Source organism: Paenibacillus contaminans, assembly GCF_003285015.1.
GTDB classification, from domain to species: Bacteria; Bacillota; Bacilli; order Paenibacillales; family NBRC-103111; genus Paenibacillus_V; species Paenibacillus_V contaminans.
Genome location: NZ_QMFB01000015.1, coordinates 164,334 through 179,793 on the forward strand (window position 1 = coordinate 164,334; position 15,460 = coordinate 179,793).

Annotated in this window: 18 protein-coding genes; all 18 read left to right on the forward strand. The window is 51.0% G+C overall.

Annotated elements, in window-relative coordinates; translation table 11 throughout:
• The first annotated feature begins 98 nt into the window (after positions 1–98).
• Entirely contained in the window at positions 99–632 is a 534-nt protein-coding gene (locus DQG23_RS24090) for a hypothetical protein (RefSeq protein WP_113033436.1), read from the forward strand.
• Positions 607–2,472, forward strand: coding sequence for a phage terminase large subunit family protein (locus DQG23_RS24095; protein WP_113033437.1), 1,866 nt, complete (start codon positions 607–609; stop codon positions 2,470–2,472). The genes DQG23_RS24090 and DQG23_RS24095 overlap by 26 nt, the downstream gene beginning before the upstream one ends.
• 24 nt (positions 2,473–2,496) lie before the next feature.
• Positions 2,497–2,736 (forward strand): DUF6148 family protein, encoded by a 240-nt coding sequence (locus tag DQG23_RS24100; protein ID WP_113033438.1) that lies wholly within the window; start codon positions 2,497–2,499, stop codon positions 2,734–2,736.
• 98 nt (positions 2,737–2,834) lie between these two features.
• Complete coding sequence (locus DQG23_RS24105; RefSeq protein WP_238178008.1) at positions 2,835–4,343, forward strand: phage portal protein; 1,509 nt, start codon at positions 2,835–2,837, stop codon at positions 4,341–4,343.
• On the forward strand, positions 4,318–5,397 hold the full coding sequence (locus tag DQG23_RS24110; RefSeq protein ID WP_158560666.1) for a head maturation protease, ClpP-related: 1,080 nt from the start codon (positions 4,318–4,320) through the stop codon (positions 5,395–5,397). The genes DQG23_RS24105 and DQG23_RS24110 overlap by 26 nt, the downstream gene beginning before the upstream one ends.
• Before the next feature lie 2 nt (positions 5,398–5,399).
• A complete protein-coding gene (locus DQG23_RS24115; protein ID WP_113033441.1) occupies positions 5,400–5,783 on the forward strand; it encodes a head decoration protein in 384 nt (127 codons plus the stop codon).
• A 15-nt stretch (positions 5,784–5,798) separates the two neighbouring features.
• Entirely contained in the window at positions 5,799–6,833 is a 1,035-nt protein-coding gene (locus DQG23_RS24120; protein WP_113033442.1) for a major capsid protein, read from the forward strand.
• A 12-nt stretch (positions 6,834–6,845) separates the two neighbouring features.
• Positions 6,846–7,196 (forward strand): hypothetical protein, encoded by a 351-nt coding sequence (locus DQG23_RS24125; RefSeq protein ID WP_113033443.1) that lies wholly within the window; start codon positions 6,846–6,848, stop codon positions 7,194–7,196.
• Positions 7,174–7,503, forward strand: a complete 330-nt coding sequence (locus DQG23_RS24130; RefSeq protein ID WP_113033444.1) for a hypothetical protein — start codon at positions 7,174–7,176, stop codon at positions 7,501–7,503. Before DQG23_RS24125 ends, DQG23_RS24130 begins: the two co-directional genes overlap by 23 nt.
• Positions 7,500–8,057 carry a phage tail protein gene (locus DQG23_RS24135; protein ID WP_113033445.1) on the forward strand — a complete coding sequence of 186 codons (558 nt, stop codon included), beginning with the start codon at positions 7,500–7,502 and terminating at the stop codon, positions 8,055–8,057. The genes DQG23_RS24130 and DQG23_RS24135 overlap by 4 nt, the downstream gene beginning before the upstream one ends.
• Positions 8,054–8,488: a hypothetical protein gene (locus DQG23_RS24140; protein ID WP_113033446.1), complete on the forward strand. Its 435-nt coding sequence runs from the start codon at positions 8,054–8,056 to the stop codon at positions 8,486–8,488. The genes DQG23_RS24135 and DQG23_RS24140 overlap by 4 nt, the downstream gene beginning before the upstream one ends.
• The gene (locus tag DQG23_RS24145; protein ID WP_113033447.1) at positions 8,485–8,763 is read left to right on the forward strand and encodes a hypothetical protein; all 279 of its coding nucleotides are present in this window, start codon (positions 8,485–8,487) and stop codon (positions 8,761–8,763) included. Before DQG23_RS24140 ends, DQG23_RS24145 begins: the two co-directional genes overlap by 4 nt.
• Complete coding sequence (locus DQG23_RS24150) at positions 8,753–10,189, forward strand: phage tail sheath family protein (RefSeq protein ID WP_113033448.1); 1,437 nt, start codon at positions 8,753–8,755, stop codon at positions 10,187–10,189. Before DQG23_RS24145 ends, DQG23_RS24150 begins: the two co-directional genes overlap by 11 nt.
• 15 nt (positions 10,190–10,204) lie before the next feature.
• The gene (locus tag DQG23_RS24155; RefSeq protein WP_113033449.1) at positions 10,205–10,723 is read left to right on the forward strand and encodes a phage major tail tube protein; all 519 of its coding nucleotides are present in this window, start codon (positions 10,205–10,207) and stop codon (positions 10,721–10,723) included.
• Positions 10,724–10,735: 12 nt separating this feature from the next.
• Positions 10,736–11,050: a phage tail assembly protein gene (locus DQG23_RS24160; protein ID WP_113033450.1), complete on the forward strand. Its 315-nt coding sequence runs from the start codon at positions 10,736–10,738 to the stop codon at positions 11,048–11,050.
• Between the two features lie 153 nt (positions 11,051–11,203).
• Positions 11,204–14,092, forward strand: coding sequence for a phage tail tape measure protein (locus DQG23_RS24165; protein WP_113033451.1), 2,889 nt, complete (start codon positions 11,204–11,206; stop codon positions 14,090–14,092).
• Complete coding sequence (locus DQG23_RS24170) at positions 14,089–14,295, forward strand: tail protein X (RefSeq protein ID WP_113033452.1); 207 nt, start codon at positions 14,089–14,091, stop codon at positions 14,293–14,295. The genes DQG23_RS24165 and DQG23_RS24170 overlap by 4 nt, the downstream gene beginning before the upstream one ends.
• Positions 14,296–15,315 carry a phage late control D family protein gene (locus DQG23_RS24175; protein ID WP_113033453.1) on the forward strand — a complete coding sequence of 340 codons (1,020 nt, stop codon included), beginning with the start codon at positions 14,296–14,298 and terminating at the stop codon, positions 15,313–15,315.
• Positions 15,316–15,460 lie beyond the last annotated feature (145 nt).

Consider the following 15,460-nt stretch of genomic DNA (forward strand, 5'->3'; position numbering starts at 1 on the left):
GACCCGAACGAGGGCGTTTTTATTTTTCGCTTCGAATTAAGTCGATAAATTCCGTTTATCAAAAAATAACTCTTAAAGCGAAAGTGAGGCGGGATACATTGGCGAAACCAAAGAAACAGTCGGCGCAGCTTGCTGAGCAAGAGGTATCAACTTCTGAATTGGCTGTGATCATTGGCAAAACGCCCCAATGGATACGCCAATTAACGCGGGACAAGGTGCTTCAGCTAGTCGGAAGGGGAAAATATGTGCTCGGCGATGCGGTGCAAGCATACATCGAGCATGCATCAGGTGGAGCCACAGAAGACAATCGGCCGCGCCTGAACGACGAGCGGGCGCAGCTGACACAAATTAAACGGCAAATGGCTGAGCTGGATCTGGCGGTTATGCGTGGTGAGCTGCATCGGGCCGAGGATGTGAAGGAGGTAATGAGTGATATGCTCATTTCTCTGCGCTCTCGCCTGCTGGGGCTGCCGACAAAAATCAGCCCGCGAGCGGTGCATGTACAGGATTTGGCGGTAATGACTGACATGCTGACGGAAGAAATCCGTTCATGCCTGATGACGCTGTCAGATTACGATCCGGGATCATTCAAGGCGGGTGCTTCAGATGAGCGAAAGCCTGAAGAAGACTGAGAGGCTTTTTAAATCCATCCTCCGTGTGCTCGCGCCGCCGGCCAAGCTGACCGTTTCCGAATGGGCTGACCGGCATCGTATTCTTTCGTCGGAATCTTCTGCGGAACCTGGACCATGGCATACAAGCAGGGCACCATATCAACGAGAACCATTCGATGCGATTACGGATCCGAGAGTCGAAACGCTCGTTTTTAAGTGGGCGTCGCAGCTCGGGAAGACAGAGGGGCTGCTCAACGCTATCGGGTACCATACAGATCATGAGCCTTCACCTATGATGCTGGTGCAGCCGACGCTTGACTTGGCGCAGGCATTTTCAAAGGATAGGCTTGCCCCGATGTATCGTGACTCTCCTAAACTGCGAGCAGTTGTCAGCGAATCGAAGAGCCGTGACAGCGGAAATACGTTGCTTCACAAGACGTTCCCAGGCGGCCATATCACGATGGCCGGCGCAAATTCCCCGGCTTCTTTAGCATCCCGCCCGATCCGCATCGTATTTTGTGACGAGATTGACCGGTACCCTGTATCGGCGGGCTCAGAAGGAGATCCGGTTTCCCTTGTTTCCAAGCGGACAACCACCTTCTGGAACCGCAAGCGCATCCTGGTGTCTACTCCGACGATTAAGGGCGCATCACGGATCGAGGATTTTTACGAAGACAGCACGCAGGAAGAATGGTGCGTACCTTGTCCGAGTTGCGACGAACTTCAGCCGCTCTCCTGGAAACAAATCAAGTTTGAATACGATGCGGTTAAAAAGCGGACGATCAAGGTCGAACATAGCTGTAAGCATTGCGGAGCGCTTCATTCTGAGCAGGAATGGAAGGCGGGCATGGATACTCGGGGCAAATGGGTCGCTCGAAAAGAGCATTCTAACACCCGCGGCTTCCATCTCAATGAGTTAGCGAGCACGTTTTCCAGCTGGGAGAGGATAGTCCAGAACTTCAAAGCAGCAGAGTTGCTCATGAAAAAGGGCGATTTCGAAGCGATGAAGGTTTGGATCAACACGACGCTTGCTGAAGAGTGGGAAGAAAAAGGCGAGAAGCTGGACGAGAATGTCCTGATGAACCGTCGCGAATGGTACCATGCCGATGTTCCGGAAGGTGTGAAAGTATTGACGGCCGCCGTCGACACCCAGGACAACCGTTTTGAAGTCGAAGTTACTGGTTGGGGAGCTGGGCATGAGTCTTGGCGAATTCAGTATCACAAGATTTACGGCGATCTTAAGCAGCAACAGGTATGGAAGGACCTCGATGAATTCCTGCAGCGTACATGGAAGGACGCTGAGGGCCGGCAGTTCAGGATCGCGACTACTTGCATGGACTCAGGCGGTCACTTTACGAACGAGGTCTATAAATTCTGCAAAGAGCGATTTGCGCGGCGGTTATTCGCGATCAAGGGTGATAGTCCGGGGGATGGGACGTACCTGCCACTGGTTGCCGGAACTTCGACGAATAACCGGTACAAAGCGACAGTCGTCCGGCTTGGTGTCGACGAAGGGAAAGCTAAGGTTATGGCATCGCTTCAGCAAAAACCGGGAGACGGTGCATACTGCCATTTCCCTTTGACCACGACTGAAAAGGATCGTGGGTACAATGAAGAATACTTCGACGGATTGACTGCTGAGGAAGTGCGGACACGTTACAAGATGGGAGTTCCCTACCAGGTATGGGTCAAGGTCAAGGCAAGAAACGAACCGCTTGACTTAGCCGTCTATAACCGGGCTGCTATTGAGATCCTGCAGCCTAATCTAGATGCGTCTCTACCGCCACTCAGTCCGGCGGCTTCTAGTGCTTCATCAGTACCGCCGCGGATGCGCCGCCGAGGTACGAACAGCAGTGTATAACCCAGGAGAGGAGGTGAAAAGGAAATGTCGCAATATACACTCGAGGTTGCTCAGAAACATTTAAACGCATGGCTTGCTGCTGAACTCGCTCTCTCAACTGGAAAAGAGTATCGCATCGGTACCCGATCACTAACACGTGTCGATCTTACTGACGTAATGACGCAAATCCGCTATTGGCAGAAACAAGTTGACGATGCTCAGCGCGACTTGCAAGGGCTTGGTAAACGAAAACGAGTACGGCGGTATGTTCCTATCGACTATTGAGCGGGCTCGATAGATTAATTAAGGCGGTAGCACCGAGTCTTGCACTTAAACGAGAGAAAGCTCGAACCGAGATTGTAAGGCAACAAGCGGTGCAGCAGGTGTTAAACCAAGGATACGGCGATCATGGAGCCAGTAGGCGAAAAAAATCGCTTACTGCTTGGAATCCAGTAGCCGGTGACGCTGAGGAAGATATCCACGAGAATTTAGAGACACTGCGGCCACGAGCACGCGATCTGTATATGGGGGGCTCGCTAGCAAATGGATCGATAAAGACGCTTCGGACCAATATTGTCGGCACGGGGTTACGGTTGAAACCGTCCATCGATGCCGATTTTTTGCGCCTATCGGATGATCAAGCCGGCGAACTGAAGAGACAAATCGAGCGCGAATTTTCACTGTGGGCAGAGTCCAAAAACTGTGATGCCGGCGGCATGCATAACTTCTATGAGTTGCAGCAGCTTGCCTTTTTGTCGTGGATGATGTCGGGAGACGCGTTTGTTTTGTTACCTTTGCTGCCGCGAAAACATGCGACCTATGATCTGCGGGTACGCATCCTCGAGGCTGATCGATGCAGCAATCCATTAGCTCCCGGGGTGTCCGTGAGCAAAAAAATCAGCAATGGGGTCGAAGTGGATAAAGACGGAATGGTCGTAGCTTACTGGTTTTCCGATAGACACCCGGGTTCGACGCTGGGACAGCCGATGAAATGGACCAGGGTTGAAGCTATTGGACAGGAGAGCGGGCGCCGTAACGTTTTGCATTTGATGGAGGCTGAACGGCCAGAGCAGCGCCGCGGAGTCCCAATCCTGGCACCGGTAATCGAATCACTCAAGCAACTGGAACGATATACAGAAGCGGAATTAATGGCCGCTGTCATATCAGGCATGTTCACAGTGTTTATCGAGACACCGTCAGAAGAAACTGATCAGTTTGGAATTGGATCGACCGATCCGAATGGGTTCGAAAATCCAACCGGGGAGCCACTGCCCTCAGCTGGTAATGATCTACGCATGGGGAACGGGGCAGTACAGTTTCTTGAGCCGGGCGAGAAAGCGACGATTGCCAACCCCGGGCGACCGAACTCCGGATTTGACCCATTCGTCACAGCCATCTTGCGGCAAGTGGGTGCATCGCTAGAAATTCCATACGAATTGCTGTTGAAGCACTTCACAGCGTCATATTCCGCGAGCCGGGCTGCTCTGCTCGAAGCATGGAAGATGTTCCGCATGCGTCGGGCGTGGATGTCGGCGGATTTTTGCCAACCGACGTATGAGGAATGGTTTGCGGAAGCGGTCATTAAAGGTCGTATTAACGCTCCAGGTATATTTGACGATCCGATTTTGTTTAAGGCGTATACCAAAGCTGAATGGCATGGCCCGTCACAAGGGCAACTTGATCCGGTAAAAGAGGTCAATGCCGCTATTTTGCGGATGGATCATGGCTTGAGTACGGGGCAACGCGAAGCGGCGGAATTGACCGGAAGTGAGTACGAGAGCAATATTCGGCAGTTGGCTCACGAAAAAAGCATCCGTCAGCAGTATGGTCTTGCCACGAAGGCGCTGGAAGGAGGTGAAAACCAAGATGGCGAGAAAGAAGATCAAGATTAACGGTACAATCACCAGCGATAGTAACGCCTCGATATACAGATGGTTCGGGCTTACCGTGGCGAGTCCAAAAATGATTGCAGACGCGCTTGAAGAAGCTGCAGGCGAACCGGTCGACATCTATATAAACTCACCGGGAGGATCTGTTGCTGCCGGATCGGAAATGTACACCTTAATCAAGGAGTACGAGGGAGAGACGACGGCAAAAATAACTGGTTTTGCCGCAAGTGCTGCCTCTTTGCCCGCTGTGGCCGCAGATAAAACCCTCATGGCACCAACTGCCCAAATGATGATACACAACTCTTGGGTGTACAGTGAGGGGGATCGAAACAACCACACTCATCAAGCGAAAACTTTATTGTCCATTGACCAAGGGATCGCAGCAGCATACTCCGGAAAAACCGGGAAAACACCTGAAGAACTGATGAGTCTCATGGACATGGAGACATGGATGAACGCACAAAAAGCTGTCGAACTAGGGTTTGCCGACAGTGTAATGTTTTCAGAGGAAGAAGGGGCAAACGCTAGCAACAGCGCAGAGAAATACGCTGAGCTTCCACAAGCTGTGATTGATAAGATCAGGCTTGAGCTTGCAAAAACGGGATCTTTTGAGGACTTCGCGACGGCTCAACACTTCGCTTTACAAAAAAATGAGCACCAAGGTGCGGAAGGTGAGGACGAACCAATGGATTTAGAAGAATTGAAAGCAAAGCACCCAGAAGTATATCAAGCTGCAGTACAGGATGGCGTGGCTAATGAGCGGGCACGGATTACGGCGCTTAATGCACTTGCAACAGCTCCTGGTGCTGCCGAAATCGTCGCAAAAGCGATTGCTGATGGTAAAACAGCAGGTGAAGCAGCGATCGATATCGTAAAAGCATCTAATGAGCGGTTGACCGATGAAGGTCGCCGACGCCAAGCCGATGCTAAAAACAGCGGAATCGAGCAAGTGCCGCCTGATGAAGCTCCAGATAACAAGAATGACCCGGATGTAACTTCACAGGCTGAGGCGGATGCGATCGTCGCAGAGTACAAAAATCTAAGAGGAGGTCGGTAATAATGCCAGCTTACGAAATTGATGGATATGATGAACTTATTGCAGGTATGGTCCAACCGATCGTCACCCAATCGATAATTATCAACGCTGCTGCAGGGGCGCTTTATGCGCGCGGAACTGTTCTGGCACGAACAGGTTTCGCTGCTGATGGAACTTGGATATGTAAAATTGTAGATTCGGCTGCGGTTCCGGCTGAAGAAAAAGTGCCGGTTGGTGTCTTAGCCGATCAAGAAGTGGATGCTAGAACGGTCCAGCAGCGAGCTACTGCCTACGTATCTGGCGAGTTTAACCGGGATGCGCTTATTTTTGGAGGGGCTGACACAATCGCTACACACGAAGCAGCCCTCAACAATGCCAAAATCTATACCAAGCGGGTTGTAAAATAAGGAGGGTCAAAGAACATGGCTATCAAGGATATTTATTCGTTCCCCACTCTTTTAAAGGTCGTAGGTCAACTGCCGCCGCCAAGCACGTACATTCTCGATACGTTCTTCATGGACGGGGAATCGTTCGATACCGAATATGTCGAAATTCAAACACTCAAAGGCAATAAACCAATTGCACCGTATGTTTCCGAACTCCAACCCGGAAAGGTTGTTTTGCGGAGTGGATTCACTGCTAAGCAGTACAAGCCGGCATTGATAAAACCGGCGCGCCCGATTACAGCAATCGACCTGAAGGTGCGGAGCGCTGGCGATAGCTTGATTAACCCTGTGGCGCCAGAGGTTCAAGCGCGTCGCTTGTTGGCACGAGATATTATCGAGTTGACGGATACGATCACGCGCCGCAGAGTGCAACAAGCATCTGAGTTGATGTTCACTGGAAAAGTCACGCAAATCGGTGAAGGAGTCAGTCAGGTTATCGATTACGATTTCACGAACGTCGTTACACTTTCCGGCACAGCCTTGTGGAGCGATCCGGCATCTGATCCAATCGCTTTTCTTGCTTCTCAAAGGAAAGTAGTTATTGATGCAAATGCCCCAACACCGAACATTGTGCTGGCAGACTATGACGCTGCTGTTTCGCTTATGCGTCATCCGAAGGTTTTGGAACTGGCAAATAACCGAGGTGTGGACGTCGGCAATATCGACACTACTCTGCTGCCAGACGGTGTGACCTATCACGGTCGCTTGCGAGATGTCGGCATGGACGTGTACAGCTATTCAGGCACATACACCAATGATAGTGGCGTGGAGGTTCCGTTTATTCCTGCTGGAACAATTGCCATCTTGTCAACTCGCGATAAGTTTACATTCCACTATGGGGCGAATGTGATTATGGATCCGAAAACGGAGCAATTTGTCCGAGTACAGGGCCAAATTACACCGCAGTCATGGGTTACGATTGAGCCGGCCCAGCGTTGGCTGCAGATGTTGTCCCGTCCACTTGCTGTCCCGCCGAATGTGGCCGGCTGGGTTGTCGCGAAAGTTTTATAAGGAGGATTGAATATGCCTTACGTCGCAAAAAATAAGATTCTCCATAATGGTACTTGGTTTTCCATCGGAGACGAAGTCACTGGGCTGAACGATAAGGATGCCGATCGCCTTCTCCATATGAGCGCCGTTTCCTTGATTATGCCGGAAGTCGCCGGTTCTTCTACCGAAAATCAAGGCTATGACGGAAAGGATGATCCCCTTTCGCTTGAAGAGTTTAGCTCATTGACAGCGGACGAACAGCGGGAAGAATTGATTTTCCTGGGGATTGAGCAGCCGGCAAGCAACAAGGAGGGCCGAATACAACAATACACGGATTGGCTCAATGAGCAGGTAAAAACCGATGTCAATTCCTCCATTTCCTAGCTTTAAAGATCAAGTAGCCTTGGATGCCGCAGTCTTTACAAACCCTCAAGAATTTGGGGGAGAACATACTATAGACGGCCGTCAGCTCGTTGCGGTCGTAGAAGATACAATTAACGATAAGACACCCCTTGATTACGCGGAGGGGGTATTCGTCGTGCGAAAAACCGTTCATGTAGCTCGCGTCGAACTGGGGTACCTCCCCGAAGTTGGGCAATGGATGCTCTTGAATGGACTGCGAATGCAAGTCACGAAAGCAGCCGATGAATTTGGCATGATCGTAATTGAGTTGGAGGCAAACGTGACATGATCAGCGCTACAGGCATCCGTGACGCAATGAGACGTGTCGGAAAGCTGGACAAGGATGTGCGACAATCATTTTACTCCGCCCTCAGTCGTACCACTCAGAGGCTGAAAACCGAGTCAGGCCGTAAGGCGCGGGAAACGTACATCGTAAAAACAAAGACGGTTACAGATCAGGTAGTTTTGCGGCGCGGTAGCGCGTCCTCCTTGTCCAGCGAACTCCGCTGGAAGGGGAGGAATCTGCCGCTGTTGCAATTTCGCACAACCCCAAGAAATATTCCAGCAAAGCAACCACGGGTACTCAAGGCAGCGGTTAAACGCGCTGGTGGGAATAAGCCAATTGATGGGGCGTTTCTTGCCCGAATGAGCACAGGTCACATCGGCGTGTTCCGCCGAAGCGCCCGCCGCCGTCTGCCGATCGGGGAATTGTACGGACCGGCGGTACCCATTATGCTCAACAATCCAGGAGTCGTCGAACATCTGGAGCGCGTGGCAAACGAGACGATGGATCAACGCTTAGAACATGAGCTTAATCGTCGGCTTGGGGGTGGTACATCTTGACGACCGTCATGCTGATGTTGGCTTTGCAAGAGTTTCTGAAGACAGAATTGGCCGGAGACGCTGCAACAGTCCCAGCCATCCATCTCGGAGCGCTTCCGAGCAAGACGGAGGCTAATAGAGACGCCGCTGTCTTCCCGCTTATCATCATTCGCCCAATGGAAGGCGATAGCGACGATGAGGCGGCAACTGCGCAAATCAAATTGATTTTTGGTACCCAATCGGAAGATGATTCGGGTTTTATTGACGTGCTCAATTTGATGGAGCGCGTGCGGATCCTGCTCGTGCGGCAGCGCATTATTGACAAAAAGTTTCGGATTGAGCCTGAGTGGAAATGGAAATTCCTCGAAGAACAGCCGGAACCACAATGGATATGCCAGGCGCTGACGACATGGACATTGCCGCAAATAAGACAGGAGGTCAGGACGTTATGACAGAAAAAAAATCGGCCCGCAAGTCGACCGAATTAGGGCCCCAAGTATACCTCGGGCCCAACATTCAGGGCGGACGATTGCTACAATCAACCGTTTTTAGGACGGAGGTTCCGCAGTACCTGCATCCGCTTCTTGAAAGTCAGCCTGCTGTAGCGGAACTCATCGTTCCGGTTCAGGATATGGCTGCCGTACAAGCACGCATAAAAACGGCAGGCACAGCGGAAAACGTGGCATACAATCAAATTTTGAAGGAGGGTTTGAATCATGACGTTTAAACACGGCGTTTCGGTCGTTGAGCAAGCGACTTCGATTCTTGCGCCGACGCCAGCAACCAGCGGTATTCCGTTTGCAGTCGGAACAGCCCCGGTCAATCTAGCGTCTAACCCCGTTCCGGTAAATACGCCGGTTCTCGCTTACACCTACGCGGAGGCAGTGTCCGCGCTAGGGTACTCCGATAAATGGGAGGATTTCACGCTCTGCGAGCTGATTTACTCGCATTTTGCTCTGTACGCGAAGGCTCCGCTGATCTTGGTCAACGTGCTTGATCCAGCTACACATAAAACGACGGTTGCGCCGGCTGCAGTGACAGTCAGCAACAAAGTGGCGACGTTGGCGGTCGATGGAATTATTCTATCGTCGATCATCGTCAAATCTGCGGATGGAGCCACAACCTATACGCCAGCCGATTTCACGGCAGCTTTCAATGATACTGGACATGTCGTCGTTACTACAAAGGGAACGATTCCAGCAAACGCGACGCAATTGCAAATCGGATACAACAAATTGAATCCGAGTGCCGTTGATGCGGACGACATCATTGGTGGGGTGACAGCTGGCGGAGCCTACACCGGATTTGAACTCGTAAACCAAGCGTATCCCCGTTTTGGCGTACTCCCGGATTTGCTGGTCGCGCCTGGCTGGTCGCATTTCCCCACAGTCGCAGCCGTTATGAAGGCGAAAGCGGCCAATATCAACGGGAATTTCAAGGCGATGGCACTGACCGACATCGATCCGTCGAAGCCTTACACGGATGCTGGAGCATGGAAATCCGACAACAACTATACGGATGCGCTTCAGATCCCAACATACCTGATGTTATCGCTTGGGGAAAAGAGGTTCCATTATTCTTCGCAACTTGCCGGACTAATCGCCCGGACTGATTCGGAGAACGGCGGAATCCCGTATGTGTCACCTTCTAACAAGGCGTTACAAGCAGACGGAACGGTTTTGGCTGATGGCAGCGACCAATATCTCGGAATCGATCAAGCCAGTTATCTAAATAGCCTGGGGATCGTCACCGCGGTAAATCTCGGCGCGAGCGGATGGCGGAGCTGGGGGAACAGCACAGGAGCATACCCGAATAACACTGATCCGAAAGACAGCTTCATCCCGATTCGGCGGATGTTTAACTGGATCGGAAACAGCCTGATCTTGACCTATATGCAAAAGGTCGACGATCCGTTGAACAAGCGACTGATCGCGGCGGTAACCGATTCGGTCAACATTTGGCTTAATGGTCTGACTGCTTCTGGCGCGCTTCTCGGCGGCCGCGTTGAATTCCTAGAAGCGGAGAACCCGATTACGAGCCTGATGGCCGGAAAAATCAAGTTTCATCTGTTCATCACGCCGCCTGGTCCGGCCCAAGAAATTGAATTTTTGCTCGAGTACGATACGTCGTATTTGGCCGCGCTATTCGCGTAAGGGAGGGTGAGCGATATGAAGAAAAGATCGGAACGAGTCATTGATTACTCGGTATTTTTAAACGGTACGGAATACCTCGGCACTGCTACGGCTACGCTGCCCGAAATTACGTACCTCGTCGACACTATCAAGGGCGGCGGAATCAACGGTGAGATGGAGGCTCCTGCGCCAGGGCAAACGGGCACCATGACGCTTACGCTTAACTGGAGGACAATCGAAGCGGCAGCGGCGAAACTGATAGCACCGAAATCGCACGCTTTAGACCTACGGGCATCGATCCAGACGTTCGATCCAGCAACAAGTGAATACAAAGAAACTGCCTTCAAGGTTACAGTACGCGGCCGACCGCTTGCTTTGTCGATGGGAAATCTGGAGCCAGCTGCGACGATGGATACAAACAATACGTTTTCCATCAGTTATCTAAAAGTGATGATTGACGGTGTAGAAGCGCTGGAAATTGACAAATACAACTATGTGCACAAGGTTTACGGTGTGGATTACCTGGCTGCTACAAAAGCCAACCTTGGGATGTAAGGAGCGAAAACGATGGAAGACGAAAAGAAACCGGCTGAAGGTGTGGAGGTATACACCTTCGCCCGTCCCGTCTCTTTTGAGGGAACGGAATATAAGGAAATCACGCTTGATTTTGACAAGTTGAGCGGTGACGATATTTTATCCTGCGATCGGCAGTATCGCGCCGAGCAGCGTGGCGGGTCTACTTTTACGCCTGAATTGGACAAAGCATATCAGGCATATATCGTAGCTCGAGCAGCTGGTGTCCATGTTGGTCTGATCCGATCAGCATCCGCCAAGGACTTCACTCGGCTGGCTTTGAGGGCACAAAATTTTTTGCTGCTATAGGTATAAGTAGCGCAAGCGACCTGCGGAAAAGCATTGCGAGGCTGTCTATGATCACATACACATCGGTATCGTATTATACTAGCTTGCCGCTCTCTGAACTACGCGATTGGATGAGCGACATAGCCGAATTGACGGCGAAAAGGAGGAATGATCATGGCCGGAAGAAGTAGGGAATACGATATAGCCTTTCGGCTTCAAGGACTGATGGACTCCTCTTTCCGCCGGTCAATGGGTGATGCCGAGGGGCAGATTGAGGAACTGGAACGGGCTTTGCGGCAAATGAACAAACGCGGCGACTTTGAAGAGCTGCGAAAAGACGCGGGCCGGGCCGGAGACGCAATTAACGAAGCCGAAGGCAATGTCAAAGGATTCGGAGATACCCTTCGGCGTGTTGCAGAGTACACAGGGGCGTTTGCAATCGTTCAGGGAGTTGCTGGATCATTCCAGAACATTGTTGGAACTGTTGGCGAGTTTGAAAATTCGATGGCTCAACTCCAAGCATCAGCCGGACTCAGTGCTCAAGAGATGCGCGAGATTGAATCTTCCGTTGATTCTTTGTATCGAACACCGATCGGTGAGAATTTCGACGATCTGACTCGCGCAATGGGCACAGTTAAGCAAGTGACGAAACAGACGGGCGATGTGCTCCAAACTACGACGAAAGATGCAATTGTGTTCCGTGACGTGTTCGGCGAAGAAGTAACGCAATCCATCAAAGCAGTCGACACCATGATGCGGCACTTCGGTATCACAAGCAACCAATCATACAACCTCTTGGCTCAGGGGGCTCAAAACGGACTCAACAAGTCCGACGAACTCCTAGATACCGCAAACGAGTACGCGCCGCAATTTGCTGCCCTCGGGTTTACGGCAAACCAAATGTTCGACATTTTCGCGACCGGTCTCGAAGCAGGGGCTTGGAACTTGGACAAGGTCGGGGACGCTGTTAAAGAGTTCAATATCCGATTGAAAGACGGTTCCAAATCCACTCATGAAGCTATGGCGCAGTTATTCGCTCCGGACAAAATTGACGAATTTGCGGTAGCTTTGGTTAAAGGGAGCAGCCAGTCGGCCGAGTATCTCAAACTCCTACAGCATGTCTCAAAGGATACCGCGGATCAGTTGGTTGCTCATCTTAAAAAGGGTGGCAGTAACGGGGCGGAGGCCATGATCGCGCTTCAGTCGATCTTGGGGGATTCGGAAAAAATCTTCCAAGGTCTGACTGACGGATCGATGACTGGTGCTCAAGCCATGCAGCAGGTTATCAGCCAGTTGCAAAGAATCGAGGATCCTTTACAGCGTAATCAGCTTGGAGTTGCCTTGATGGGGACCCAGTTTGAGGATTTGGAGCAAACTGTAATCTCAGCTATGGGTAACTCGCGGAGTCAGTTCGACATGACCAAGGAAACGATGATTGAGATTGCATCCGTCAAATACGATACACTTGGCAAGCAATTTCAAACAATCGGACGAACGCTGATGACGGATCTTGTACTCCCAATCTCTGAGGACGTCATGCCAGCACTTCAGGGGATGGCGAACTGGGCCACAGACAATCCTGACTTGATAAAAGCACTTGCCTTGGGTGTGCCAGCAGCGTTGATTGGTAAAAACGCAGCCAGTCTTATTAAGGGATTCGTAGGAGTTGAACGTTCTGCTGCGGGCGCTGGTGCGGTTGTAAGTCGGTTTGGGGCGGCTCTGCCGTTATTGACCAACCCGATCGGTGCGGCAGTTGCCGGTGTCGGGGTTTTGACACTCGGTGTAATGGCATATCGTCGCCACCAAGAACGGGCACGCCAGGCGCTCGTCCACATGAGCAATGACCTGATAGAAGCGTCAAGTGCCTATGAAGAAGTAACGGCAAATGTATCCGAAACAAAAAAGCTCGTCGATGAATACGAAGATTTGAGCCAAATCGTCGAAACCAATACTGATCAGTCACGGAACCTTACAGCCGAAAAGGAACGTCTGGCAGAGATCACGAAGCGTCTACAAGAGATTTACCCTGAAACGATTACGCAGTACGACGTCGAAAACGGGAAAATCAAGGAGAAGATAGGGCTGCTCGGCCAAGAAGCAGCTGCGAATGCCGAGTTAGCGCGTCTTCGTTTGGAGAAAGAAGTTGCGGAAAAAAGCCAAGACTTACCCGATCTTGAAAAGGAAATTCAGCGCCTAGAGAAGCAAAAATCGGCTGTGGATGCACAAAAAAATGCTTATGACGCGGCAATTCCGGCGTTTAAGCAGTTCGAGGCCGAGTTTCTTCGTATTATGCAGATGGATGAGAGCGAAGAGAGAGGGGCAAAAATCCTTGCTCTCCGGGACAAAGTGAATGAGTTTGGCGACAGCGTCGGCTATCACTTCAATCATCTCGGCGATTTGCTGGGGACAGCGGATGAACTATCGAAAAAGCGTATAGACGTTATAGAAGAGCAAATCCAGGCAACAGAAGAACTTGGTGCCTCTAAAATCTCTTACGAGGAGCTGTACAAAGCTCAAAAAAGCCTGATCGAGTTGAATCTCGGTGGCAAATTAGAGGAGCAAGCGGCGAAGTTTAATGCCATGTCGACAGAGGAAAAACGTCGGTTTAATGAGGCGCTGGCATCCCTTACTGAACTGAACAAGCAAATGGACTTACTTCCGACGGAAAAACAGGTCAGAGTGAAGATGCTTTTTGACGAAGTAAATGAAATAAAACCGTTATGGATGAATCCTATTACCAGATTCGAGCAATTCGCTGATGGTGGCATTGCTACAAAGCCTTCTATTTTCGCAGAAGCCGGTCCAGAAATCGCCATACCATTGGATAATCGACCTCGCTCTCACAGTTTGTTAGATCTGGCGAACAACCTGATGGGGCATGACTATGGACAATCGGAGGGTGGCGACGATATTTCCGTTACTTACGCCCCTCAGATCATAGTTCAGGGTGGCGGTCCGTCCGATGTCACTGCTTTTGAGCAGGCGCTTAAACGCTCGCAAGATGACTTCGAGAGGCGGTTCAAGGCAATGCTTCAACAACAAAAGCGGGTGAAGATGGCATGAAGACCTATACCACTGTTCAGGGAGATACATGGGATGGGATTGCATTCAGGATATTGGGCAGCGAAAAGTTTATGCCGCAGCTCATGCGGGTAAATCAAAGCCATACATCAACCGTCATTTTTTCAGCTGGCGTAGCTCTCCAAATACCGATCATCGCGCCGGCTATGTCGGAGTCATTACCACCGTGGAAGCGTGGTGGTTAGATGCAAGCGCGCCGTGCAGAACTGATCGTGAAATACAATGGTGTAGACATTAGCGCAGATCTTGCTGAATCGGTGATTGATTTTACGTACACGGATGCGTATGCGGGTGAGTTAGACGACCTGCAGCTTACACTGGAAGATCGATTTAGAAAGTGGCAGGGACCTTGGAGCCCACAGGAAGGCGATCAAATAGTAGCTGAAATCGTCTTACGTAATTGGAAGGAATCTGGCGATGAGTTGCAGTTCCCATGTGGAACATTTTACGTAGATTCCGGCTCATGCTCTGGTCCTCCAGATATCGTATCGATTCGAGCAGTGTCATTGCCGGTCGACTCGGAAATTCGTCAAGAAAGGCGAAGCAAGGCATGGGAAAAAATCTCCCTCTGGACGATCGCGCAGGAAATTGCGAACACCGCGGGTCTCGATCTACAATTTTACGCGACCGATAACCCGAATTACGACCGCGAAGACCAAGACGATGAATCAGATTTAAGCTTTCTGGCTGACTTAATGCGCGACGAAGGTATCGCGGCCAAGATTACGGGCGATCAGTTGATTCTGTTTGACGAATCCTTTTTCGAGAGCCGTGATGCTGTACTTACGCTGACACGCGGGGAAGACTGGATCCTTGACTTTGCTTTTGAATGGAGCTTGACGGATGTGGCTTATCGTGCATGCGAAGTGCGGTACAAGGACTCCAAGTCCGACAAAATGCTTAAAGCTACCTACACCCCGCCGGGTGCACCGGAAATGGGGCCGATTCTCCGTATCCGAGAGTCAGTTGATTCTGAAGCTGAAGCGTTACGGATCGCGAGAAAGAGGTTACGCGAACGAAACAAACAAGCGGGAAAGGGAACTTTGTCACTTGTTGGTGACGTGCGACTCGCTGCGGGCATGACGATTAACATTGCAGGTTGGGGCCGTTTTGATGGCAAATATCTGATCGAACGCGCCCGGCATAAAGTTGGAAATGATGGCTACACGACTGGCATTGATATACGAAAAGTATTGGGGTGGTAATATGATTCGCGCAGCTATTGTATCGACCGTAGACGCTGAAAATGGTTTTGTTCGGGTCACACTCCCTGATCAAGATGACGCTGTATCAGGTGATCTTCCCGTCGTAACACCGGCGGGGTGGGCGTTGTATAATGGGTTACCGCAA